We start from the raw sequence: 24,551 nt of genomic DNA, 5'->3' as shown, positions 1-24,551 counted from the left end.
TTATTTTTGAATAGAAAAAACACCTATTCAGCAGCTCTGAATAGGCGTTCTTGTACTTTTTTGGACATCTTCGTCCGCGCTCTTTCCATATGTTTTTGGACAGTTCCTTTTTTGACATCCAGCATAACTGCAATCTCGCTAAACGATAACCCTTGTGTTGTGTGCATAAAGAATACGTCCTTTTCTCGATCTGTTAAAACAGACAAAGCTTCATCAATTCGTCTTTTGTCTCTCTCACTGACTTCTCTTTCTTTCTCTTGAATAAGGGTATATTCATGTGATAACGCCTCTAACACTTCTGGATTTGCGAGAATGGTACGCTGATAGACTGAACGTCTGTCTAATCCTCTGCGCGCACCTGGCTCTCTTCCGATTTGAAGCCATTCTACTACATATTCCAGATCGCTTACCATACTGGCGATCATTTTTTTATCATGCTTGTCTTGAACGGACAGCTGATGTTCTTCTTTTTCTTTAAATGGTTCATATTGTTTTCTAGCATTCTTTAAAGCTCTTTTATATTCAATGAGTAAATCTTGCATATTGGCTCTCTCCCTTTTTTTAAGAAAATAAAAAACGGACACCAATCAAGCCCCCTTTTAGCAGGGTCTTGATCAGTGTCCGCAGGCTTTCCGTCTTGGACATAATATTGTGATTTGATGTGTTCAATCAGTTAACTGATTTTAAAACCAATCTCGTGATCTACTCTTGCAAAATGACCTTTTGCCGTTTGAATAATGGTTTTTCCATGTTCAGGTACATCCATTTTATAAGCCGTTCCTACATTCCCATCTAACACGATGACTTGAATTTTTCCTTTTTCCATCTCACCGACAAATGTTTGGTTTTCTTGAATGAATAGTTGTTTTGGCTCGTTCATATGCTTGTCTCCTTTTTTGGTGATGGCCTCGTGCCACCACCTACCGTATTGATAATGATTTCAACTCTTGGACACATACTATAAAACTGGGAAACTCTTAAATCGACCATCTGCAGAGGGACTTCATCAGCTATAGAATGAAGTGCTTCTTGAATATGCTGTAGATTCGGCTGAAAGATGCTGACGTGTACTGGGCGTATCAACCCTTTTTCTGCGTATGTACGCTTTTTTTGGCAGTCAGCTATGTCAAACGGCATGTGATCAAATAAACGAATTTCAAGTGATAGTGCGCCTTTTAATTTTTGCGGGCATTGCCCTTTTGCAGCTGATCGTATTCTTTTCATCAATGTCTCTTTTGTTAACAAATGCTCATGTTCAATAATTAAATGGATGACCATGTTATGATCTCCCGTCATCCTTTGACCACTGGCGGATGTCTTGTTCGTTTTTACTCGCTTTGAGCAAGCATTTCAAAAATGTCATGATTTGCTTCCATCGTTTCACGTTGCCCTGATTCCTCCTTTTTTGTATCATCGACCTTAGCCTCCAGGAGGGTCATATATGTCTCTTTCTCTTCTGCTGTGGCAAAAACAAACATCGGTTTCTGACGATGAAAGGCGATCCAGCCGCCAGCTTGGTCTAAACAAAGCTGCGCTTCTTTTCTAGCATCAAACATCAGCTGATGTCTCATCTTCTTCAGCTCCCTCCAAGCTGTCCTCAATTTCTGTTTGGTATCCATATCGTTTCATGTCATATAACCAATAGCTTTTTGGATAACCAAAGTCACTCATCTGAGTCACCATTGGATGTTCAATATTCATTCTGCTCGTCTCCCCTTTTCTAAGAACCGATCTTCTCTTAAAGAATTACTCTTTTCGTGTAACTTTTGGCCAAAAAAAAGCTCTTGAACCCCGGTATTCAGCAGATCTGCAATATGCTTTGCTATTTCTAAGCTAGGCTTCGTTCTGCCCATTTCGATATTCGCATAGCCGCTTGTGTACTTATATCCCAATTTTTTCGCCATATAGGTTTGTGTTTTACCTTGCAATATGCGCTCTTCTCGTAAATTTTCAAGTTTCATCTGTCCACCTCTTACTCAATATGTGTAAGTTATATTCATTATGATAATATACACGTAACGAGTAAGTCAATCACATTTTTATTCTTTTTGTGTATTTATTTATCTTTTCCGTGTAATTCATGATAAAATTTACTCATAACATGAAAAAAGGTGTTTCTGATGGATAATTTGACTGGGAAGATTCTAACTGAATTAAGAGAGAAGCATGGATGGAGCAAGTCAACAGTTGCTAAAAAACTCGGATTAAAGGCAATGTCCACTTATGCAAACTGGGAATACGGCTTGAGAAAACCCGACGGTGAAATGATTGTGAAAATTGCCGAGTTATATGGGGTCTCAACCGATTATCTTCTCACAGGTAAGGACAAAGGCAGGCCCGATGACGATCTTGCAGACGATCCTGATTTGCAAATTGCGTTTAAAGCAGCCTCAGATTTTTCCGAAGAAGCACGAAGACAAACCATCGATTTTATTAACTACATTAGAGAAAAAGAGAAGCAAAAAGGTCGTCAGCCAAAAAAGCGTGACGACCATTGATCATCTCTTTTCATCTGCTTTACGCTGGGACGCACCCAGCTTTTTTTTATACCTCTTTTTCCCTTAAAAAAGAAATAGCATATGAATAAAAAATCATATTTTTTCCAACAAATATGTGACAATTTTCGCCATAATTACTCTTTTTTTCATATATTTTAATTGACAAATAATTCTATTATTATTAATATATGTATATACCAAAAAAAAGGAGTGTTACCGATGAAAAAATTCATGAAAGCTTGTATATTGTCTTTAGCTGCTGTTGGTGCTCTTACGTTCTTCCAAACTGAAGGTGCCCATGCAGCTGCACAACCTAAAGAACCAGTTATAGAAAAAGCTCCTATTATGAATAAAGTAATTACGATCGACCGTAAAGTTAAGGTAGGATGGTCTGGTGCTTTTTCAATTCCAATCAGTAAAATAACTTTGTCCGGTAGTACAGATGCTGTTGAACTGAAACAAACTGCTCCAAATTTCACTTGGATTTACTTTTTAAAACCTGGCTTTGTTAAAGTATCTTATCTAAATTCAGATGGTGAACTTGTGATTAACAATTATACAATTACCTACTAAAACTCTTTTAAATTTATTAAGCTTAAGGCGATGACATCATATCATCGCCTTTAATAATGCGACAATTCTCTAAAACGAACTAGACAATCAATTCTTGCTATAGACTAACCAATATGTTAACTTTTATTTATAATAAGTTGACATATTAAGGGGCTGATGATGATAAAACACATATCTTTGTCTTGGGAAGCAATAGTGGAGAAGGCGATGAAAAATGAACCGATCACGGTGCAAGAGGGTCTAGACATTCTTGAAGCTGACGATAGAGAATTGTTACCTATTATGCATGCAGCCTATCAAGTGCGATTTCATTTTTTTCAAAAAAAGGTGAAATTAAATATGATTTTTAACGCGAAAAGTGGATATTGCCCTGAGAACTGTGGATATTGTTCACAGTCGATGATTTCAAAAGCACCAGTTGAAAGATATACAATGCTTGATCAAAACACCATTGTAGCTGGTGCGCGTGAAGCTCTCAAAAGAAAAGCCGGGACTTATTGTATTGTGGCAAGCGGGAGAGCGCCTTCTCATAGGGAATTAGATGAAGTCACAGCAGCAGTCAAGGAGATCACTGAAACGATGCCTTTGAAGGTGTGTGCCTGTCTTGGGTTATTAAATGAAGAAAAAGCGAAGCGGCTGAAGGAAGCGGGTGTTCATCGGTATAATCACAATATCAATACACATCATGATCATCATGCTCATATTACGACAACTCATACATACGATGACCGCGTATCGACCATTGAGCAGGTCAAACAGTCTGGCATGTCACCTTGCTCAGGGGTCATTATTGGAATGGGTGAAACCAATCAGCAAATTGTTGAAATGGCTTTTGCGCTCAGAGCACTTGATGCGGATTCAATTCCAGTCAACTTTCTTCATGCCATCGAAGGAACACCGCTTGAGCATCAAAAACGAACACACCCAATCAAAGCATTGAAAGTGCTGGCAATGATGAGATTTGTCAACCCAACAAAAGAAATTCGGGTATCCGGAGGCAGAGAGTTTAATTTACGGACACTCCAGCCGCTCGCACTTTATGCCGCAAATTCCATTTTTGTTGGTGATTATTTAACAACTAAAGGCCAGCAAGTCCAAACGGATCATCACATCATTGAAGATTTAGGGTTTGAAATAGAAGAATGTGCGTTATAAAAAAAGTCTGCCGATTCACCGGCAGACTTTTAAGATTAGAATCTTTTATGAAAATCGACAGTTCCGCTTCCATCTTCTCGGTCAAAGCTGCCAACAAACGTCCAGTTAATATATCCACCGTCGCCATTATTGACAAACGTACCATCTTCAAATACCCAAATACCAAACGTAATACCGTCATATTCAACACTATCATAGTAAACAACATTGTTCAGACCGCTAAAGTCGTGGTCTTGGCTTAAGTTTTGGACAACTACGTTGTAGTTTTGACCTGCTTCATAGAACGCACTGTATGCTGCATTTTTTACGAATCCATCACGATTTTGAGATGACTTTACTGCTTGTTCAATTTTATCGGCAATGGCTACTGGATCAATTGAGACACTTCCATCAACACCTGTTGTTGTAGCAGCTTCAGCCGTTTGACCAAAAGTCGTAAGAGATAGAGGGGCAGCAATCATTGACGTAGCGATGACAGAACCAACAAACAATTTGCTTGTTTTTCTCATTATTTCTAACTCCTCCTTTAATTGGTATGTTTATGTACTACCCCTTTATCTGTCTCTTAAACACTAATTTATGAAAAAAATTCTTATTCTACCAATTAAGAGGGTGTTTTTACTGTTTAATTAGGCGAAATAACAAAAAAACTACTCTTATAAAAGAGTAGTTTACAGTATTACATGAACAGGATAAATAAAATCACACCTAGGATAATTCGGTATATCGCAAAAGGCACCAGTTTGATTTTATTGATCAGTTTTAGGAAGAATCGAACAACAAAGAGAGCCACAACAAACGCACTCACAAAGCCGACGATAAAGAATGGCAGCATGTCTGGTGTTAAATATTCGGCATTTTTCACAAGGGTTAACAAGCTTGCTCCTGCCATAATCGGCATCGCCATGATAAATGTAAAGTCTGCCGCAGCACGGTGATTCAAACCAAGAATAACCCCGCCCGCGATCGTCGAACCTGAGCGCGAAAAGCCTGGCCATAATGCTAAACATTGAAACAGTCCAATATAAAGCGCTTGTCTGTACGTCATGTTATCGACAGAGCTTGTTTCTGTTTTTCGTTTATTGATCCAGTCAGCGACAAGCATCAGCACTGCCCCTAAAATCAAACCGACAGCGACCGTTCTGACGTCAAATAAGTATTTATCAATATAATCTTCAAATAAGAATCCTAAAATGACGGCTGGAACAAGTCCAACTGCAATTTGGGCGATGGTCAGTTTATGCCCGCTGCGCTTTTGCTCTTCGGTGATATTTTTCTTTAAGCCCAATAAGTTTAAAATACGATCTTTAAACACGATCATAACAGCTAAAATTGAGCCTAACTGAATCACGACTTTAAATGTGTTAGCCGCTTCTGGCGTAATAATTTCCTTTGATTTTAGCCAAAGATCATCGACAATAATCATGTGACCTGTAGATGAAACAGGTGCGTACTCTGTTAATCCTTCGACAATTCCTAAAACCAGTGCCACGAATAAATCCCATAGATTCATGATTTTCTTTCCTTTCAATTCTGATCTTTTGAACACGCCAAACATCTATGTCCACATAAAGACAAGCTTCCTTCATCGAAAGCTCGTCTTTATGATACTATATTTTTTTCAAAAAAAGATTATGACATCAAACCTTTTCTTCTTTATACAAATTGGACCGCATTTTGAACCAATCAAATAAGTGAGTCGTGATGACCTTCAGAACAGCATACGTCGGAATAGCGACAATGATGCCGACCACGTTGAACAATTTACCAGCTGTTAATATAACAAAAATAATCGTAATGGGATGAATATGAAGGTTTTTCCCCATCACCTGAGGAGAAATGAATTTCCCTTCAACTAGCTGAACCACTGTCCAGACTATAATGAGTTTTAACAGCATTACTGGTGACGTCACAAGTGCAATCACAATTGCTGGTGTAATCGCAATTGTTGGACCAAGGTAAGGCACTATGCTTGTACATGCAGCAATGATAGCGAGCAGCAGCGCATAGTCAAGTCCAATGATCATATAACCGATTAACAGAAGAACACCGATACAGAAGCTGACAATGATCTGTCCGCGAATATACGAGCTCAGACGGTGGTTCATTTCGTGAAGCATGATATGTGTATGTTCCCTCATTTTACTTGGGAAAAATTTCAATAGATAGTCAGGGAGCTTTTTGCCGTCTTTTAAGAGATAAAACAGAATAAACGGCACAGTCACGATCGAGATGATGACTTCTGTGAGCGCCCCTAAGAATGTTCCTACACCGGTAAAGGTGCTTTCCAAAATCTTCGTCGCTTGACTAGATGCTTTACTTACCAATTCAGACACGTTAAAGTTCATCGAGTTTTGCACTTGATTAATAAAGTTACTTCCTGTTAATTGTCTAATTTGATCTTCTACCGTATCGACGTATTTCGGAAGATTATGAAATAGGCTCATGGTTTGAGCTTGTAAAAAAGGAATAATGGACACGATGGTCACTGTAATAATCCCAATAATGACAATATATAAAAGCAAAATGGAATAGATCCGCTTGATTCTTGCTTTCTCTAACAAGTTGACAATTGGATTTAATAAATAATACACGACCCCCGTTAAAATAATCGGTAAGGCAATGGTTTTGACGAGTACAATGAGCGGTGTGAAAATAAATGATGTTTTCATGAAAACAAGGATATTCAATCCAATTAATAACAGAACGAGTAAAAAGAGAACAAACTTGTTATCAAGAAAAATTTTTTTAAATCGACTGCTCCACATTTGCATAGAATTCATATCGTTCCTCCAAACACGGGCTATTTTATGAGTAAATTGTACACTACTTGATCATGATATGGTGGTCATTGTTTCAGCTTTTTTTCCCATTTTGCAATGGACATTGCCCATACAATGAGAATCGGCTGTCCAATAAGCCTTATCCATAGCAAGGCTTGTTCTGTATTTTCTTGACCTGGAAATGGTATTCCCTCACGTGCAGCAAATAAGTTTGCGGGGAAAATGAGTACAAGATAGACTGCAATGAATTTTGCCGCTGCAATCCTGACATTCGGCAAAAGCAGCAGCACGGCCAGCAGCCATTCAAGACAGGCAGTCGCATAGACCATTACATATGGAAATGGCCAGCCTGGCATCATGCGGGCAAAGCCGCTCGGCTCTATCACATGAAAAATACCAGCTGCTATGAATAAAAGCGCAAAAGTGTATGTACTTCCTATATGCAGGACGCGCTTCATGTTTCCTCCTCTCCCTTCTATCCTGAGTATTACCCGAAGAAGGAAGAAACTACCCACTTTTCGTACATTTATATCCTTTATGTAAGACGCATCAGCCTATATAAAGGTTTCATCGGCTTTTCAATAAAAAGAATATTCTTTCATACAAACGCTTTCAAAGCATGTATAATCAGAGAAAAGCAGAAGGAGGGAATGACATGATTCGATTTGCTGTCATCGGAACGAACTGGATTACAGATCGATTCTTACAGGCTGGTGAAGGAATTGCTGATTTTACATGTACAGCCGTCTATTCACGGTCCGCTGAAAAAGGGCAGGCCTTTGCCGAAAAATATGGGATTGATACGGTTTTTACGAACTTACAACAAATGGCGGAAAGTGATACGTTTGATGCCGTGTATATTGCGAGTCCAAATGCCCTTCATAAAGAGCAAGCCATGTTGATGATGGAGAATCAAAAGCATGTTTTATGCGAAAAACCGTTCGCCTCTCATCGAAAAGAAGTGGAAGAAATGATTGCTGCAGCGAAAAAACATAACGTTTGTTTGATGGAAGCGATGAAAACGACATTTCTGCCTAATTTCCTTCAAATCAAACAGCATCTTGATCAGCTTGGACCTATCAGGCAAGTGGTCGCGCATTACTGTAAATATTCTTCAAGATACGATGCCTATCGAAGCGGCGTGCTTCCAAATGCCTTTAAGCCTGAGCTATCCAATGGTTCTTTAATGGATATCGGGGTGTACCTCGTTTACCCAGTCATATCCTTATTTGGTCTGCCGAATCAAATCACCGCGAGAGGCTATAAGCTTTCTTCTGGTGTGGATGGGAACGGTTCAGTCCTTTTACAGTATGACGGGCATCAAGCACTTCTTTTTCATTCTAAAATTTCAACGTCTCATTTATCGGCTGAAATTCAAGGCGAGGATGCCACGATGGTGATTGATCAATTCCACCGTCCTTCACAAATTACGATACATGACCGTGACGGACATCAAACTGACATCTCGCTCAAAGATGATCAGCCAGCTATGTCTTATGAGATTAATCATTTTATTGAGTGTATTCAGCAGGGAATGGGGCAGTCTCCGGTCAATACATTTGCCTTATCTGTTCAAACCATGTCCGTCATGGACGAAGCGAGAAGACAAATGGGCGTGATGTATCCTGCCGACAGACAAAATGTATAGGGCATGAAATGAGGAACAAAGGGCGAATGATTGATTTGTTCGCCCTTTGTTTTTTACGTTTCGTGTCGGTCATTTATTTTGCCGCTAACACATCCGCAAATGCTTTCACATACGGCGGAAGGTCAGGCGGGCGTCTGCTGGAGATGAGGTGGCCATCTGTGACGACTGCCTCATCGAACCAGTCCGCACCAGCATTTGTCATATCATCTTTAATACCAGGTGTACTTGTCACTTGTCTGCCTTTCAGGATTCCTGCTGATATCAGCACCCAGCCAGCATGACAAATCTGACCGATTGGTTTTGCCTTCGCATCAAATGTACGAACGATGTCTAATACTTCTGGATAACGGCGCAGTTTATCAGGCGCCCATCCACCAGGGACAAGCACAGCATCATAATCATCAGCTTGAATGGAATAAAAATCTGCATCGGATACCGCCGGCACACCATACTTCCCAATGTACTCATGATTTGCTTTTTCACCTACAAGATGGACAGTTGCTCCCTCTTCTCTTAATCGCAGAACCGGATACCACAGCTCTAAATCTTCAAAATCATCGCTGACAAACGCAATGACCTTCTTATCTGATAAACGCATACTATCTCTCCTCTTCTTTCGATTTCCTCTATTGTACGAGATGTCCTGTTAAAAAGAAAAGCGGTTCCCCTTGAGGAGAACCACTTAACCTTATTCACTAATCTTGAATTTTTTAATTAAATCACGTAATTCTTCCGCCATTTGGGAAAGAGTTGTGGATGAAGAACTAATCTCTTCCATAGAAGCAAGCTGCTCTTCAGCAGATGCTGCGATATCTTGGATACTTGCTGAACTCTCTCTTGATACATCTGCAATTTCATTCACTGCTTTAGAAATTTGCTCAGACCCTTTCGACAGCTCGCGCACCGTTGTATTCATTTCGTTAATTCTTGCTGCGATTTCCGCTGTTTGTTCATTTATTTGTGAGAAGCTTTCTTTCGTTTGATCTGTAATTGTAAGACCATTCTTCACTTCTTCATTCACTGCTTTGAACATATTTTGAGATGTTTCAATTTCAGTGACGATTTCATTTACAAGCTTTTCAATCTCTTTTGCTGAATCCGATGATTGAACCGCTAGTTTACGCACTTCTTCAGCAACAACAGAGAATCCTCTGCCTGACTCGCCTGCGCGTGCTGCTTCAATGGCGGCATTTAGTGCAAGTAAATTCGTTTGATCCGCAATACCGTTAATCACGCCTAAGATGTTTGTGATATCTTTTGATTTATGCTCTAGCCCGTTGATCACGCCTTCAGCTTCTTTCACTGAATGGTCAATCGTCTTCATTTGGCCAACAGTTTGCTCCACAAGCTGTCCGCCTGTTTCCGCAACTGTTTTTGATTGAATAGATGACGCTGTGATGACATCAGACGTTTCGGCAACTTCGTTCAGACCCTCATTCATTTGTTTTAAATGAGCCGCGCTTTGCTCCACCATTTCGCTTTGATTTTCGTTGCCGTTTGAAAATGTTTCAATAGATGATGTAATATGTTCGGTTGCTTTTGTTGTTTGACCTGCGCTCGCCGTCAGTTCTTCAGATGATGAAGCGACATTCTCAACAGATGTTTGTACAGCTTGAATGACATCTCTTAGGGACTCACTCATTTCATTAAAGCTTGTGCCAAGCTGTCCAATTTCATCTTTTGAGCGAACATCAATTTTTTCTGTCAAATCTCCCTGACTGATCTTCTTCGAAGAAGAGACAAGAGTGGAAAGTGGTTTTGTAATGGAACGGATGATAAAGAAGATTAGAATCCCGCCAATGATAAGCGCGCCTGTTAAAATAATAGCGGCCATGTTAAAGACTGGCTGTGCTGCTTCTTCTACTTCACTGACAAACATCGTCCCGACAATCTTCCAGCCAGTCGCCTTGTTTGTGGTGAACTCCATTTGCTTTTCTTTTCCTTCAAACATATAACTCGTAGATCCTTGATCTTGTGAATACAGCTTTTCTAACCATTCACCACCAGATAATGTTGTTCCAGCTTTTTTCTTTGGATGTGCCACATATTTGCGATCTGGACTTGAAATAAAGGCATAGCCTTGTTTTCCAATATTAATACTATTTGATTCTTTTACTAGATTCGCAATGTCTAGGTTCATCGCAATAACGCCTGATCCATCCTCTAGTTTTTTAGAGATTGTGATTACAAGCGTACCAGTTGATGCCGTTGGATATGGTGCTGAAACAGACAGCTCACCGTTTTTCGCCCAGCCGTCTTTATACCAATCCCGCTCAGTTGCGACATAATCGGCAGGCATTTTTTGATTAGGATATCTTGAAAACACTTTACCGTCACTTGAAGCGACAAAAATGCCTTCTGTGTCATCATTCATACTCATGAACTGCTCAAAGCGTCCTTGAATATCGGTCGTTCCTTTTTGCTTGAGCTTTTTCTCCGTGATCCATTTGCTAAAGAAATCGGCTGCGTCTGTTTTCACTTTTACAACCTTCGTTATATTTTTATCTAGCTGCTCTACGTTTTCCTTAGCACTTTGCATAATTTGATCATTTAAGGAAGTGCTTGCCGTATGGTATGAAGAGAATGCCAATACGATGATTGGGCATAAAAGAATAAATAAGAAAGAGAATACGAGCTTTTTTGAAATAGATGGCTTTCTGAAATACTGTATGAATTTCATAAAAAAGAAAACTCCTTTTAGTAAGATAGTATATATATCGGAAGTACTACTAGGTTCTTTACTTTTTTAACTTATTAAAGTCTAAATAAGTCCAAATTACCCAATTTATATGCATCGAATGGAAAAACACCTGACGTTTTGGCGTCAGGTGTTTAAGATTGTTGACAAAGGGCTAAAATGTTCTTGATTTTAGCCCTTTGTCTTCTTTTCAGTGTGATAGAAAACCTTTGCAGTCCTAGGAAGGACGAGCACAGGAGCGGAGCGAATTTGACATTCGTGAGCACCGGAGCGCAGACCTGACACCGAATGCGAGGGTTTGTCTACACGCTGAAACACCTGACGTTTTGGCGTCAGGTGTTTCGCTACTCTCTTACATTTTAAATTGTTTAATGAGCTCCCTTAGTTCTTCTGCCATCTGAGATAAAGTGGCAGATGATGAACTGATCTCTTCCATAGATGCAAGCTGTTCTTCTGCTGATGCTGCGATATCTTGGAAGCCTGCTGAGCTTTCTCTTGAGAGCTCTTTGATTTGATTCACCGCATGAGAAATATCATTTGAGCCATGCGATAACTCTTTGGCTGATCCGTTCATTTGTTTCATTTGTTCTGTCATTTCTGATGTTTTATCAGTGATTTTCTCAAAACTCACTTTCGTTTCATCTGTAATGTTTAATCCAGATTGTACTTCACCTGCTACTTGTTTAAACATTTTCTGCGATTTTTCTATTTCCTCCACAATTTCGTTCGTCAGGCTTTCAATTTCTTTTGAAGAGCTTCCTGACTGCTCTGCCAATTTGCGAACTTCTTCTGCGACAACAGAGAAGCCTCTGCCTGCTTCACCTGCTCGTGCGGCTTCGATCGCAGCGTTTAAAGCAAGGAGATTCGTTTGATCCGCAATACCGTTGATGACCCCAAGAATGTTTGTAATATCCTTTGATTTCTGCTCCAAGCCTGCAATGACAAGCTCTGCTTCTTTTACTGCCTGCTCAATCGTTTGCATTTGACCTGCTGTTTTTTGAACGAGTTCTCCTCCAGCCTGAGCGGTTTTGCTCGATTCGATCGACGATTCCATCATATGAGAGGTTGTGTCGACCATATGCGATAAGCTCCGATCCATTTCGTTTAACTGGACTGAGCTTTTTTCGATCATATCATTTTGATGTTCAGTGCTGTTTGAGAACTGTTCAATAGATGATGTGATATGCTCAGTCGCTTGAGCTGTCTGTCCTGCACTTGCCGTTAACTCTTCAGACGAGGCAGCCACATTCTCAATGGAATTTTGGACAGCTTGAATGACTTGTTTCAGCTTAGCTGACATGTCGTTAAAGCTTTGCGCAAGTTTACCGATTTCATCGTGTGTACGAACTTCAATATGCTGGGTCAAATCACCTTGACTGATTTTCTCAGCCGATTCTGAGAGCTCTATCAGTGGCTTACGAATCGATTTAATAATAAAATAAATCGCGATTCCACCAATGGCAATTGCAGCCGCAAGGATGATCATTGTTAAGTCGAGCACTGGCTGTGCGGCTTCTTTTACTTCATTCACATACATCGTTCCAGCTAGCTTCCAGCCGGTTGCTTCATTTGTGTCAAAAAACATTTGCTTCGGCTGGCCATTGTATTCATATTCAAAGCTGCCTTCTTTTTTATCATATAGTTTTGAGATGAAGTCACCAGTCAGCTTTGTCCCAGCCTTTTCGGTTTTATGGGCCACATAACGCTGATCTGATGTGGCGATAAACGCATAGCCTTCTTGGCCAATTTTGATGCTGTTTGTATCTTTTACAACCGTATTTAATCGTACATTCACCCCAATCACACCAGATCCATCTGCTAACTGTTCTGATATTGTGATGAGCAGGTCATCTGATGACTTGTCGGTGAAAGGATCTGAAATGATGAGTTTCTTCTCTCCCATCGATTGCTGAAACCATGGTTCATTTTTTACGCTCTTTGCATTACCTTTGTGAATCTCGGAATATTCAGTTAGTTTACCATTTTGATCTGCAACAAATACTTCTACTACATCGTCATCTGTTTCCGATAATTGCTCTAATTTCACTTTGAGTAAATCTTTGTTTTTAGCAGTCAATTCTTCCTTTTTGACCGATCTGGATAAATATGAAACAATGTCAATTTTAGGCTGTATATCTTTATTAATGAGTTCGTCTAATTGTTGAACACCATTTGCAGCACTAGACATAATCTCATCATTGAGAGACTTTGATGCCACTTCATAAGAAAATGCGGCCAATACGAGAATTGGCACTAGGAGAATCGCTAAGAATGCAGTAATTAATTTCTTCGACATCGTAAAGTGCTTAAAAAAGTTGATTTTTTTCATGACTCTACTCCTTTTGATTTATGATTTGTGGTCTTCCTCTTCTATTCTTAGGTAATATGAATTATTTTTCAAGGAATAATGTTCAAGAAAAACAAAAAATAAGTATAATTACCCACTTCTTTTGGTTTATCCAATAAAAAAGAGCCTCTAGCTGGAGGCTCTTTTCTTCATGTCTATTCAACTTTAAATTTACTAATTAAATCGCGTAATTCTTCTGCCATCGAAGAGAGAGTGGCAGAGGACGAGCTGATCTCTTCCATTGATGCCAGCTGTTCTTCTGCTGAAGCCGCAATGTCTTGAATATTTGCCGAGCTTTCACGTGATACGTCTGCAATCTCACGAACAGCCTCTGACACATGTGCAGAGCCTTTTGAAAGCTGGACAACGGTTTGATTCATTGCTTGGAGCTGGTTAGAAATTTCTTTTGTCATGTCGAAAATATTGTGGAAGCTTACTTTCGTTTGTTCAGTGAAGCTTAAGCCTGATTGAACTTCTCGATTCACCGCAGTGAATACTTCCTGTGATACATCGATGTCTTGCACGATTTCTTTGATCAAATTCTCAATTTCTTTTGCTGAGTTGGCAGATTGAACCGCCAGTTTTCTTACTTCTTCTGCTACAACGGAGAAGCCTCTGCCAGATTCACCAGCTCTTGCTGCTTCGATTGCTGCATTTAGCGCAAGTAAATTCGTTTGATCGGCAATTCCATTGATGACACCGAGAATTTGGGTAATGTCTTTCGATTTACTTTCAAGTGCACTGATGACATTCTCTGCTTTTTTCACGGACTGATCAATGACATTCATTTGAGAAGCGGTTTTTTCAACAAGCTGCCCGCCTTCCCCTGCGATATCTGTTGATTTGATCGATGAAGCCGTAATAGATTCAGCCGATTCATTCATATTCTGAAGGCCTCGGTTCATTTCCTCTAACTCTTCTGAGCTCAATTCCACTTTATCATTTTGGCTTTCATTTCCGCTGGAGAATTGTTCAATGGCTAGTGTAATATGCTCTGTTGCTTTACTTGTTTGTCCTGCGCTGGCAGTCAGTTCTTCTGATGAAGATGCGACATTCTCGACTGAAGTTTGAACAGCTCCAATGAGGGATCGCAATGAATCAATCATCGTATTAAAGCCTTTACCAACTTGTCCAATTTCGTCATCTGACTGAATCTGAAGCTTATCGCGTAAATCACCTTCGCTGACTTTTTTCGAGAAGCGGGCAAGATTGGATAACCTTTTTGAAATAGAGCGGACGATAAAGAAAATGAGGGTTCCTGCTACAATGAGTGTGACACTGAATACGATAATGGCAGTATTGAAAACGGGCTTTGCCGCTTCTTCTACTTCAGATACGAGCATCGTTCCACCAATTTTCCAGCCGGTTAATTCATTGGTGACATATGCAACCTTTTTATCTGTTCCTTTGAGGGTATAGCTGCCGCTTCCTTCTTTGTTTTTATAAATAATACTGGCCAGATTTTCATTGACCTGACTTCCTGACTTTTGGGTTGGATCTGCTAAAACCGTTTTATCTTTCTCCATCATGAAAGCATAGCCTTTTTGCCCAATTTTGATTTCTTTTAGTTTTTGGAGCAGGCTGTCAATTTCCATATCAAGACCAATGACACCAGAACCATCTTTCGTTTTTTGGGCAATTGTGATAACCATTTTGCCTGTAGATGCTGCTACATATGGTTTTGTGATGACTTGTTTGCCGTTTTCTGCTTTCAATGCCTCTTGATACCATGGACGTTCTCTTGGATCGTAGCCATCTGGCATCTTTTGAACTGGGTATTGCATAAATAATCCCTTTTCAGAGCCTGCATAGATCGCAGAAACATCCTTTTCATTAATTTTACCAAATTGCTGTAATTCTTTAATGGTCGCATTTCTATTTTTTTCTTGAAGATTAGACGCTTTGAGTGAATCTGAGAACAGTGTCACAGCATCTGATTTGTTGCCAATATTCTCATTGATTAAGGTATCAAATGCATTGACCTGACTCATCGCACTGCGCATAATCTGTTTGTCTAGTTCTGTCTTTGATGTAAAAAACGCACTAATTGTCAGTGCCACAGTCGGCAGGATAAGAACTACCAAGAAGGCAATGATTAATTTTTTTGAAATGGATGGTTTTTTGAACCATTGGATCATTTTTCCCATTTTAACTTTCCCCCTTTACTTCTCTAAAGTTAATATCGGATGAAAGGTGTATTTTTAGAGACTGGAAATGAGGTTTAAAAATAAAAAAAATACCCAGACAATTCTGGATACTTTTTCATCATTATTTAATTAATTTTAAATTGACTTGTGAGCTCTTTTAGTTCCTCCGCCATGTTGGCAAGTGTCACAGAAGAAGATGTGATTTCTTCCATAGATGCTAGCTGCTCTTCTGCAGAAGCCGCAATGTCCTGAATGTTTGCTGCGCTTTCTCTTGAGACTTGGCGCATCTCCTGCATCGCTTGTGAAACAAGCTTTGAACCGCTCGATAGGTCAATAGCTGTATCGTTTAATTGCGACAGTTTTTTCGACATTCCTTCTGCCGCCTCATAAATGTGCTGGAAGCTTTCTTTTGCTTCTTCTGTCATACCAAGTCCTGCATTTACTTCTCGATTGACTGCTTTGAACATATCTTGAGATTTAGCAATTTCTAACACAATTTCTTGGATAAGCTTCTCAATTTCTTTCGCTGAATCTGCGGATTGGACAGCTAGTTTTCTCACTTCTTCTGCAACGACGGAGAAGCCGCGTCCTGATTCACCTGCTCTTGCTGCTTCAATTGCTGCATTAAGCGCAAGTAAGTTTGTTTGATCCGCGATGCCGTTAATGACATTTAAAATACTCGTAATATCTTTAGACTTGTATTCTAATTCTTTCATGACCTGTTCTGCTTCTTGTACAGATGTATCAATATGTTTCATTTGGTTCGCTGTGCTTTCAACAATGCGTCCGCCTTGACCAGCCGCCTCTGTTGATTGAAGTGAGACAGCAGCCACTTCAGATGAGGTTTGTGACATATCTTGTAATCCTTCGTTCATTGCCACAAGCTGATTCGTACTGGATTCGACTTTCTCGTTTTGTGCTTCATTTCCATTTGAAAATTGTTCAATTGACATCGTGATATGCTCTGTTGCTTGACTCGTTTGGCTGGCACTTGCCGTCAGCTCCTCTGAAGCCGAAGCCACGTTGTCGACAGATTGCTGTACAGCGCGAATGACGTCACGAAGAGATTCACTCATCTTGCTGAAGCTTCTTGTGAGATCTCCTATTTCATCCTTCGATTTGGTTTCAAGGGTTTCTGTTAAATCCCCTTCACTCACCTTTTCTGAGAAATCAACAAGCCTTCTCAGTCCAATGGTGATCGAGCGAACGATGAAGAAGATAGCGACACCGCCAAGGATAAATGAAGTAATTAAAAGAATAATGGCAGAATTCCAAACTGGCTGTGCTGCTTCTTCTGTTTCTGATACAAACATCGTTCCAGCAATTTTCCAACCTGTTAAATCATTTGTGACAAAAACGATCCGTTTTTGTTCTCCTTTATTCTCATAAGTTGATGTTCCTTCTTTGCCGCTATAAAGGATTGATGAAATATTTCCTGTGACCTCAGATCCTGATTTTTCTTCTGGATGGGCTACAATTTGTTTGCTTTTATTTGCAATAATTGGATATCCTTCTCGTCCAATTTTAATTTCTTTGATTTTATCAACAATGTCTTGCACATCAATGTCGATTCCGATCGCTCCCGACCCGTCCTTCAGTCGCTGGGCAATCGTAACCACCATGCCGTTTGTTGTAGCAGAAATGTATGGATTGGTGACAACTGGCTCACCTTTTTCATCCTGCATCGCTTGCTGATACCAATCGCGTGTTGTTGGGTCATAGCCTTTTGGCATGTCTACTTTAGGAAACTGAATGAAATCACGATTTTTACTTGCTGCATAAAATCCAACTACATCATCTTCGTTGATTTTGCTGTATATTTCAAAATGCTCATACAGTTCGTCCTGGTTTTTCTTTTTAAAGTCTGCAGCAGTAGTTGTTTGAGTAAAAAGTTTCACCGCGTTTTCTTTATTCAAAAGCTTTTGCTCGATCATGTCATTCATATCATTGACTCTTGCTTTTGCTCCGTACATGATTTCATGATCTAATTCTTCTTTGGCAATCTGATATGAAATCGTACTAAGTGTAATGATTGGCAAGACAAGAACAAGTGTGAATGAAATAATCAGTCTTTTGGAAATCGATGGTTTTTTCAACCATTTTATTGCACTTTTCATGTTTTTCCTCCTTTTAAACGATATGTTTTATATCGGACATCTTCATAGTATTTTCATGTTTTTCAAATAAAAAGGATGCTATTTTGTTTATTTTCACAAATTGATTCCTTGCCCAAGCACCCTGCATACGCTAATACAAAAGGGGGCGCTTTTCATATGATTATCCTTTCAGGACAGCCAGTGACAAATGAACAGCTGGCATCGTTTCAGCTAGAGGGACAAAAGCGGAGCATTTTGATGCAGTTACAGGCCTCGAATGATACGTTCCGCTATAGGCAAGCATCTGATTTGCTATTTGAGGTCACTTTAAGATCAAACATTATGAATGCTGCAAGAGATTTGAATAAAAGCGGTGCCTCATTTGCCATCTTTCAAAGATCGCGTGCAAATGATGCGTTTTGGCGAGTATCGGAAGCAGGAGCACTAGAGCTGCGCTATCAAGTGGAGCCATCTAGAGGCATTAAAGACATTTTTGAAAATGGTTCAAAATATGCATTTGAATGTGCAACCGCAATTGTCATTGTGTTTTATATGGGGGTCTTGCAAACAGTAGGAGAGGAGAAGTTTAATCGAAGACTTCGCAGTTTAACATTGTATGACTGGCACTATGATACTTTGTCGATTTATACAGAGCGCGGGAATGATTTTATCTATGGGGATTGTCTATATTTCGAAAATCCAGAGTTTAGCTATCAGCAGTCGCAATGGCGCGGAGAAAATGTGATTTACTTAGGAGAAGATCAATATTACGGTCATGGGCTTGGAATTTTAACAGCGGCAGAAATTATCGACAAACTAAATAAGAGAAGACGGCCAGGTGCGGTTCAATCCGCTTATTTATTACCGCAGACTACCCGGATGGATGTCATTTATCTCAGGCAAATGTTTGGCAGCTAAAAAAAGCCTCTTGTCTCTTGGTTATGACAAGGGGCTTTTGTATGCCTTGCGTTTACGATAATTTTGGAGTGTGCCAAGCATCGTGTTCGCAAGGACCTCCATTTCTTCTAAATCTTTTCTTGTAACCGGCGAGTCGTGCCGGCTCCATTTCACGTAGCGAACAAAATAGTAATGACGAATGGGCGTAAGGACAGCAGGAGAATGAGGGAAATCATCAAACCAAAATTCAATCTGGCCTTTTTTTCGGTAGGAATGTTTTAAGATGTCCATCCTGTCACACCACCCATCATGATTTTATGTCTGCGTCAGTTCGTGCATGATGTCTTCAACGCTTAAAATCGAGTGAATACGTCCAACCCCCTGTCCTGCCCACAGAGCCATTTGATCAGGGTTACCGCCGGCAGCAGCTGCTTTTCGCATCGGTGTTGTGCATACATGCTGAACTGGATAAGGAAGAACCCGATCTTCATGCAGGCTTTCATCCTCCATCCACTGATTCACAATACCTCTCGCTCTTTTCCCAGAAAAAAGTCTGGTCACCCTTGTTTCACTGCCTTCTGCCTGTAAAATAGCCTTCTTATATACTTCTGCCGCAGCACTTTCCTTGCTGGCTAAAAACCGTGTACCGATTTGGACCGCATCCGCTCCAAGCGCCAGCGCTGCTTTGACACCTGATCGGTCCGTGATGCCTCCTGCGGCAATCAAAGGCACACGGCAGAGCGGTTTGACATCAGAGATCAGGCTGATGAGTCCCAGAAGAGCGTCTCCTTTTGCACGTAAAAATGTGCCGCGGTGCCCTCCTGCTTCACTTCCTTGCAGAACAATGGCATCCATTCCTTTTTCCTCTAAAAACAGTGCTTCCTCTTTTGTTGTGGCCGTTCCGATTAAAAAGATTCCCTTTTGTTTTAGGCGGTGAATCGTTTGTTCTTTAGGACAGGCAAATGTAAAGGAAACAATCGGAACGTCTTCTTCCAGAAGAATGTTGATTTTCTGTTCAAAATCATCCCACAATTCTTCTTCGCTTGGCATCCTATGAGCTTCGGGCCATACAGGCAGTTTCCTCTCCCAAAATGCCACATCCTCTTTTTTCACATCAGGAATTGGCTCTGGTACAAACACATTGACCTGAAACAGGCGAGATGTCAGCTGTTTGACCTGTCTAATCTGCTGTCTCAAATCGTCAGGCTGCACATATCCACTTGCCAGGCTGCCAAGCCCTCCGTAATTTGAAACAGCGGCTGCCAGCTGCGGTGTCACAGCTCCTCCTGCCATTGGCGCTTGGATGATTCCATGTTCGATTTGCAACTTTTTGATATCCCCCATTTATTTCCCCCATCTCTTACTCGTTTGACATCACTTGTACATAAAAATGACGATGCCTCGGCCCGTCAAACTCACAGAAATAGATTCCCTGCCACGTGCCAAGCACAAGATCCCCATCATGAATGAGAACATGCTGAGACGCCCCCATATAACTCGCTTTCATATGCGCTGCCGTATTTCCTTCCATATGGCGATCCTTTGGATGTTTCCACGGAAAGACTTCATCCAGCCGGCGAAGCATATCCCGTTTCACATCTGGATCCGCATTTTCATTAATGGTGATCCCAGCTGTCGTATGTGGACAATAGACGATGACAGTTCCGTTTTGTATGCCTGTTTCCCTGACATATTGGAGAACCTCGTGTGTGACGTCGAGCATGTCATCGCGTCTGTCTGTTTGTACATTGATTTTTTTCATATGAGCTGCTCCTTTTTGACGTTTCTATAAAAACCATACCCTTTTTATGTGAAACAAATCTTCTTATCTAAAGTTTACCAAGCAAAAAAACCTCGTCAAGCAATGCGAGGTTTTTAAGAAAAGTGAACCTTTTTGACTTCAATGGTTCGAATATGGTGGTCTTCAGCATCAATGATCGTAAATTCACAGCCTTCTGCTTCAATCGTATCTCCAATGTCAAAATCAAATTTATGTGTCATCATCCAGCCTGCAATTGTATCAACATCATCATTCTCAATGGCTAAATCCAATAAATCATTTACTTCATCAATCAATGCTTTCCCATCCATCACATAATGAAAATCACCTTTTTTAACGATATGAGGTGTTTCATCCTGATCATATTCATCTCGAATCTCTCCGACAATTTCCTCTAATATGTCCTCTACTGTGACAAGTCCCGCTGTACCTCCGTATTCGTCTACAAGCACTGACATATGGATTCGTTCCTTTTGCATCAAAATGAGCAATTCTTGAACAGGGGTGCTTTCAATCACTCGGATCACCGGACGCATTAAGTCTTCAATCGATACATCTTGATTTAGGAAGCTGGCCTTAAATACATCTTTGCTATTGATAACACCAATCACATGATCTTTGTCTTCTTTAATAACAGGGTAGCGTGTGTACCTTTCGTTCAGCATATAATGGGTCACGTCTTCTAAGGTCTGTTCAATCTCTATGGCTGAAATTTCTGTACGCGGGATCATGATCTCTCTCGCCACTCGGTTATCAAATTCAAAGATTTTATTCACATATTTGTACTCAGATTGGTTAATCTCACCCTTCTCATAGCTTTCAGATAAAATGAGTCGCAATTCTTCCTCACTGATCGCCACTTCATGTTCTTTGACAGAATGATAACCAAATAATTTCACGATGCTTCGTGCAGCCCCATTTAATGCTTTAATAAACGGGTACATGACTTTATAGAAAAAGATGAGTGGTTTTGCTGTCACAAGGCTGACGGCCTCTGCCTTTTGAATGGCAATTGTTTTAGGCGCGAGTTCTCCCACCACGACATGTAAAAACGTAATGATCACAAATGCGATGATAAACGAAAGGATGTCAGTCAATGCAGAATGAAGCCCGATTTTTTCAAACAGCGGATGCAGAAAATGCTCCACCGTCGGTTCACCAAGCCACCCTAGGCCTAAGGCCGTGATGGTAATGCCAAGTTGGCAGGCGGATAAATATTCGTCGAGATTTGATATCAGCTTTTGAACATGGATGGCTCTCTTATCACCGCTTTCGATCAGCTGGTTGATTTTAGAGCCTCTAATTTTCACAATCGCAAATTCAGTGACAACAAAAAATGCTGTCGCAGCAATGAGTAATATGACTAAAAATACGTTTAAAATATACAAAAAAACCCTTACCTAACACTGGTAAGGGCTCACCTCCTCTGGCATCAATTAATCATTACGGCCATTTAGGAAGATCATTACAAAACGGAGCAATTCAAACAGGGAGACAAGGGCCGCTGCTACGTACGTCAGAGCTGCAGCATTTAACACCTTGTTCACGCCTCTTTCTTCACTGCTTCTAATGATTCCTTCTGAAACAATGATATCTTTTGCACGAGAACTTGCATTAAACTCGACAGGCAATGTCACAAGCTGAAAGAATACAGCTGCTGAGAACAAAATAATCCCAAGCCCGATTAAGTTAAGGCTGCTGAGCAAAATTCCACCAAGGAAAAGAAGCGGAGCAACACCAGATGCAAAGTTCACGACAGGAAAGATCTTATGTCTCAAAACAAGCGCACCATAGGATTCCTGATGCTGCAAGGCATGTCCAACCTCGTGTGATGCGACTGAAATGGCCGAAATGGAATGGCCGTAGTACACAGGTTCAGATAAACGAACCACACGCTGCGTCGGGTCGTAATGATCAGTCAAAGTTCCTCTTACCGGTTCAACAGGCACGTCGTATAACCCGTTGCGATCTAAAATATATCGAGCGGTTTCAGCACCTGTTTTCATACTGGATGCTTCAACCTTTGAATACTTTTCAAAATTATTCTTCACTTTAAATTGTGCCCAAAATGATAATCCCAATGCGGCAAATGTTAAAAAATAAAAAAACAGCATGCTCATCAGCTTCCTTTTATTTTATATATTTATTTACAATTTTAATGACTTTTATGTACCATGTACAGCAAAAAGCACTAGGTCTTTTTCAGGGGGATAACCGCACCAATGAAAAAGAAGAACACACCTAAGCAAGCTGTATAAAAGGTTCCCGTACCATAAAGGTCTTGAAAAAAGTGCAGCCATGAAAAATCATTCATAAAATGATTCACAGCATTTAAATCAAACACGAGTAAGATGACAGCTGATGATAAAAAGTGCACACCAATAAAAAGAAGTACGGTCTTTTGAACAAACGACATTCGAATTCCCTCCTTCTTCTCCCTTATTTTAAGATATGGGTTCTATTTCAATACATGACAAAGATGAAAAAATGTGTTCCCAATCGGGCATACTGACATTAGCAGTCTCCTGAAAGGAAGAGTCCGATGAAATCAAACCGTATCTTTATTGCTTGGCTAAGGTGGCCGCTTTATCTTCGAATTGCCATCATCATCTGTTTCTTGCTTCTCTTTTTTGGACAATTAATCGTTTTACTTGAACCGAAGCAGTATCATACGATCTTTGATGGGATCTGGTGGGCGCTTATTACAGTCTCTACGGTTGGTTACGGAGATTTTGTGCCGCAAACCACGCCAGGGCAGGTGGCAGGTATGGCGCTCATTTTTATCGGAGCCAGCTTTGTCACCGCTTATTTTGCCACACTTGCCGCCGCTGTGTTCAGTAAGCAGCACCATTATGTGGAGGGCAAGGTAGCCTTTAAGGGAAAAGGACATCTCATTATCGTCGGCTGGAATGAGAAAACGAACAAACTGCTTCAGTCATTTCAAACGATTGATCCAGCTATGCCGATTGTGCTGATTGATGATTCCTTGAAAGAGGGGCCTCTTTTAGAGAATGTTCATTTTATTAAAGGACACGGGACCGAAGACGTCACACTGCGCAAAGCCAACATTACCAGTGCAGATGCACTCATGATTACCGCAGATCAGCATGAAAATGAAGTGACAGCCGATATGCAGAGTGTTTTAACCTTGCTTGCAGCAAAAGGATTAAATCCTTCGCTATATTGTTTAATTGAAATTTTAACAGATCGTTACGTGAAAAATGCCGAGCGTGCTGGTGCCAACCAAGTCATTCATACCTCTGATGCTGTCAATCATTTAATGGTTGAACATTTTCTAATAAAGGAACAACTCACGGCATTAACAAAAAAACGACAAATGACCTTGCATAAAAACGTTACCATCATACCTGTACCGGCTTCATTGGCTGGAGAAACCTTTTTAACAGCGCTCCATCATTTTTTAGAGCATCATGTGATCATCGTCGGCGTACAAAAAAAAGAAGGACCCATGATGAATCCTCCCTTTGGCTATGAGCTTCATCCAGAGGATGAACTGATCAGCCTTTAAAGCAGTGCGTCTTCTAATTCCTTGACGAGCGAAAAGCCAATCTCAGCATAAGCCTTTGATACATCCCCATCTTTCTCTTTTGGTTCTTGGAATTGGTTAAAGGATGCGCCCACATTTCCAACCATCGCATGATCATCTAACTTGTCTTGATATACATGCTTTAAGAGAAATGGATGTCCCATTTTCACCACAACACCAGGCTGATCGAGCTGGCCTTTCTCGGCTGTAAAAGGAACTCTGAGAAAGGTATAGCCATCACGGTTATCAATTTTATAATCAAAATACCCGTGATCATAATCCCAGTTCCCATTAATGACATAACCGAGCGGCTTCATCGTTTCTTCTAAATGGTAAAGTGAAAAGCTTTCACCAGGCAGCCTGGATGGTACATGAATCATAC

General features: G+C 40.5%; 28 protein-coding genes and 2 pseudogenes. 6 read left to right on the top strand and 24 right to left on the bottom strand.

What is annotated here, in order from left to right; translation table 11 throughout:
- Positions 1-23 precede the first annotated feature (23 nt).
- The 6 genes from M1D84_RS04575 to M1D84_RS04550 all read right to left on the bottom strand — a co-directional run bounded on the left by M1D84_RS04575 (position 24) and on the right by M1D84_RS04550 (position 1,961).
- Positions 24-542 carry a sigma-70 family RNA polymerase sigma factor gene (locus M1D84_RS04575; RefSeq protein ID WP_024423267.1) on the bottom strand — a complete coding sequence of 173 codons (519 nt, stop codon included), beginning with the start codon at positions 540-542 and terminating at the stop codon, positions 24-26.
- Between the two features lie 131 nt (positions 543-673).
- A complete protein-coding gene (locus tag M1D84_RS04570) occupies positions 674-826 on the bottom strand; it encodes an XtrA/YqaO family protein (RefSeq protein ID WP_395960789.1) in 153 nt (50 codons plus the stop codon).
- 50 nt (positions 827-876) lie between these two features.
- Positions 877-1,278, bottom strand: a complete 402-nt coding sequence (locus M1D84_RS04565; RefSeq protein WP_034624557.1) for a RusA family crossover junction endodeoxyribonuclease — start codon at positions 1,276-1,278, stop codon at positions 877-879.
- A gap of 50 nt (positions 1,279-1,328) precedes the next feature.
- A complete protein-coding gene (locus tag M1D84_RS04560) occupies positions 1,329-1,571 on the bottom strand; it encodes a hypothetical protein (RefSeq protein WP_257802497.1) in 243 nt (80 codons plus the stop codon).
- Positions 1,549-1,701: a hypothetical protein gene (locus tag M1D84_RS04555; protein ID WP_162860191.1), complete on the bottom strand. Its 153-nt coding sequence runs from the start codon at positions 1,699-1,701 to the stop codon at positions 1,549-1,551. Before M1D84_RS04555 ends, M1D84_RS04560 begins: the two co-directional genes overlap by 23 nt.
- Positions 1,698-1,961 carry a helix-turn-helix transcriptional regulator gene (locus M1D84_RS04550; RefSeq protein ID WP_034624558.1) on the bottom strand — a complete coding sequence of 88 codons (264 nt, stop codon included), beginning with the start codon at positions 1,959-1,961 and terminating at the stop codon, positions 1,698-1,700. Before M1D84_RS04550 ends, M1D84_RS04555 begins: the two co-directional genes overlap by 4 nt.
- Before the next feature lie 159 nt (positions 1,962-2,120).
- Between M1D84_RS04550 and M1D84_RS04545 the strand changes: the two genes are divergently transcribed.
- From M1D84_RS04545 to bioB, 3 genes are all read left to right on the top strand, one after another.
- On the top strand, positions 2,121-2,498 hold the full coding sequence (locus M1D84_RS04545) for a helix-turn-helix domain-containing protein (protein WP_024423272.1): 378 nt from the start codon (positions 2,121-2,123) through the stop codon (positions 2,496-2,498).
- Positions 2,499-2,717: 219 nt separating this feature from the next.
- Positions 2,718-3,071, top strand: a complete 354-nt coding sequence (locus M1D84_RS04540; RefSeq protein WP_024423273.1) for a hypothetical protein — start codon at positions 2,718-2,720, stop codon at positions 3,069-3,071.
- Positions 3,072-3,230: 159 nt separating this feature from the next.
- Complete coding sequence (gene bioB, locus M1D84_RS04535) at positions 3,231-4,226, top strand: biotin synthase BioB (protein ID WP_342493651.1); 996 nt, start codon at positions 3,231-3,233, stop codon at positions 4,224-4,226.
- A 35-nt stretch (positions 4,227-4,261) separates the two neighbouring features.
- Here bioB and M1D84_RS04530 read toward each other — a convergent pair whose 3' ends face one another.
- From M1D84_RS04530 to M1D84_RS04515, 4 genes are all read right to left on the bottom strand, one after another.
- Positions 4,262-4,735 (bottom strand): stress protein, encoded by a 474-nt coding sequence (locus M1D84_RS04530; RefSeq protein ID WP_268428856.1) that lies wholly within the window; start codon positions 4,733-4,735, stop codon positions 4,262-4,264.
- 170 nt (positions 4,736-4,905) lie between these two features.
- Positions 4,906-5,739 carry an undecaprenyl-diphosphate phosphatase gene (locus M1D84_RS04525; RefSeq protein ID WP_025094210.1) on the bottom strand — a complete coding sequence of 278 codons (834 nt, stop codon included), beginning with the start codon at positions 5,737-5,739 and terminating at the stop codon, positions 4,906-4,908.
- Positions 5,740-5,866: 127 nt separating this feature from the next.
- Entirely contained in the window at positions 5,867-7,009 is a 1,143-nt protein-coding gene (locus M1D84_RS04520) for an AI-2E family transporter (protein ID WP_048237280.1), read from the bottom strand.
- 65 nt (positions 7,010-7,074) lie between these two features.
- Positions 7,075-7,467: a DoxX family protein gene (locus tag M1D84_RS04515; protein WP_149126335.1), complete on the bottom strand. Its 393-nt coding sequence runs from the start codon at positions 7,465-7,467 to the stop codon at positions 7,075-7,077.
- A 197-nt stretch (positions 7,468-7,664) separates the two neighbouring features.
- On the opposite strand from M1D84_RS04515, the gene M1D84_RS04510 reads away from it, so the two are divergent.
- The gene (locus M1D84_RS04510; RefSeq protein ID WP_458106422.1) at positions 7,665-8,657 is read left to right on the top strand and encodes a Gfo/Idh/MocA family protein; all 993 of its coding nucleotides are present in this window, start codon (positions 7,665-7,667) and stop codon (positions 8,655-8,657) included.
- A gap of 73 nt (positions 8,658-8,730) precedes the next feature.
- On the opposite strand, the gene M1D84_RS04505 is transcribed toward M1D84_RS04510, so the two are convergent.
- The 7 genes and pseudogenes from M1D84_RS04505 to M1D84_RS04475 form a co-directional block, all read right to left on the bottom strand.
- The gene (locus M1D84_RS04505; RefSeq protein ID WP_024423278.1) at positions 8,731-9,255 is read right to left on the bottom strand and encodes a type 1 glutamine amidotransferase domain-containing protein; all 525 of its coding nucleotides are present in this window, start codon (positions 9,253-9,255) and stop codon (positions 8,731-8,733) included.
- 90 nt (positions 9,256-9,345) lie between these two features.
- Positions 9,346-11,337: a methyl-accepting chemotaxis protein TlpB gene (gene tlpB / locus M1D84_RS04500; RefSeq protein ID WP_024423279.1), complete on the bottom strand. Its 1,992-nt coding sequence runs from the start codon at positions 11,335-11,337 to the stop codon at positions 9,346-9,348.
- 370 nt (positions 11,338-11,707) lie between these two features.
- Positions 11,708-13,684: a methyl-accepting chemotaxis protein gene (locus tag M1D84_RS04495; RefSeq protein WP_332284780.1), complete on the bottom strand. Its 1,977-nt coding sequence runs from the start codon at positions 13,682-13,684 to the stop codon at positions 11,708-11,710.
- A 173-nt stretch (positions 13,685-13,857) separates the two neighbouring features.
- Entirely contained in the window at positions 13,858-14,808 is a 951-nt protein-coding gene (locus M1D84_RS04490) for a methyl-accepting chemotaxis protein (RefSeq protein ID WP_375850675.1), read from the bottom strand.
- 42 nt (positions 14,809-14,850) lie between these two features.
- A pseudogene (locus tag M1D84_RS04485) lies at positions 14,851-15,693 on the bottom strand (HAMP domain-containing protein); the annotation flags it as partial.
- Between the two features lie 281 nt (positions 15,694-15,974).
- Positions 15,975-16,802: a methyl-accepting chemotaxis protein gene (locus tag M1D84_RS04480; RefSeq protein WP_372713616.1), complete on the bottom strand. Its 828-nt coding sequence runs from the start codon at positions 16,800-16,802 to the stop codon at positions 15,975-15,977.
- A 162-nt stretch (positions 16,803-16,964) separates the two neighbouring features.
- Positions 16,965-17,783, bottom strand: a pseudogene (locus M1D84_RS04475) (cache domain-containing protein); the annotation flags it as partial.
- A gap of 339 nt (positions 17,784-18,122) precedes the next feature.
- Between M1D84_RS04475 and M1D84_RS04470 the strand changes: the two are divergent.
- The gene (locus M1D84_RS04470; RefSeq protein ID WP_024423283.1) at positions 18,123-18,863 is read left to right on the top strand and encodes a protein-glutamine gamma-glutamyltransferase; all 741 of its coding nucleotides are present in this window, start codon (positions 18,123-18,125) and stop codon (positions 18,861-18,863) included.
- Between the two features lie 21 nt (positions 18,864-18,884).
- Here M1D84_RS04470 and M1D84_RS04465 read toward each other — a convergent pair whose 3' ends face one another.
- The 6 genes from M1D84_RS04465 to M1D84_RS04440 all read right to left on the bottom strand — a co-directional run bounded on the left by M1D84_RS04465 (position 18,885) and on the right by M1D84_RS04440 (position 23,038).
- Positions 18,885-19,133: a hypothetical protein gene (locus M1D84_RS04465; RefSeq protein ID WP_024423284.1), complete on the bottom strand. Its 249-nt coding sequence runs from the start codon at positions 19,131-19,133 to the stop codon at positions 18,885-18,887.
- Between the two features lie 24 nt (positions 19,134-19,157).
- Positions 19,158-20,186: an NAD(P)H-dependent flavin oxidoreductase gene (locus M1D84_RS04460; protein WP_103131542.1), complete on the bottom strand. Its 1,029-nt coding sequence runs from the start codon at positions 20,184-20,186 to the stop codon at positions 19,158-19,160.
- 16 nt (positions 20,187-20,202) lie between these two features.
- The gene (locus M1D84_RS04455) at positions 20,203-20,604 is read right to left on the bottom strand and encodes a secondary thiamine-phosphate synthase enzyme YjbQ (RefSeq protein WP_103131543.1); all 402 of its coding nucleotides are present in this window, start codon (positions 20,602-20,604) and stop codon (positions 20,203-20,205) included.
- Positions 20,605-20,717: 113 nt separating this feature from the next.
- Complete coding sequence (locus M1D84_RS04450) at positions 20,718-22,010, bottom strand: hemolysin family protein (protein ID WP_024423287.1); 1,293 nt, start codon at positions 22,008-22,010, stop codon at positions 20,718-20,720.
- 48 nt (positions 22,011-22,058) lie between these two features.
- Entirely contained in the window at positions 22,059-22,733 is a 675-nt protein-coding gene (locus M1D84_RS04445) for a zinc metallopeptidase (RefSeq protein ID WP_024423288.1), read from the bottom strand.
- A gap of 80 nt (positions 22,734-22,813) precedes the next feature.
- Positions 22,814-23,038 (bottom strand): hypothetical protein, encoded by a 225-nt coding sequence (locus tag M1D84_RS04440; protein WP_024423289.1) that lies wholly within the window; start codon positions 23,036-23,038, stop codon positions 22,814-22,816.
- 126 nt (positions 23,039-23,164) lie between these two features.
- Between M1D84_RS04440 and M1D84_RS04435 the strand changes: the two genes are divergently transcribed.
- Positions 23,165-24,151 (top strand): potassium channel family protein, encoded by a 987-nt coding sequence (locus tag M1D84_RS04435; RefSeq protein ID WP_206534358.1) that lies wholly within the window; start codon positions 23,165-23,167, stop codon positions 24,149-24,151.
- Here the strand turns inward: M1D84_RS04435 and M1D84_RS04430 are convergent.
- The gene (locus tag M1D84_RS04430; protein ID WP_024423291.1) at positions 24,148-24,549 is read right to left on the bottom strand and encodes a YugN-like family protein; all 402 of its coding nucleotides are present in this window, start codon (positions 24,547-24,549) and stop codon (positions 24,148-24,150) included. The genes M1D84_RS04435 and M1D84_RS04430 overlap by 4 nt on opposite strands.
- Positions 24,550-24,551: the final 2 nt, after the last annotated feature.

The sequence above is a fragment of the Bacillus sp. PK5-006 genome (genome assembly GCF_054161415.1).
The sequence above is the reverse complement of the archived record's forward strand: the minus strand, read 5'-3'. Positions and strand labels throughout refer to the sequence as shown.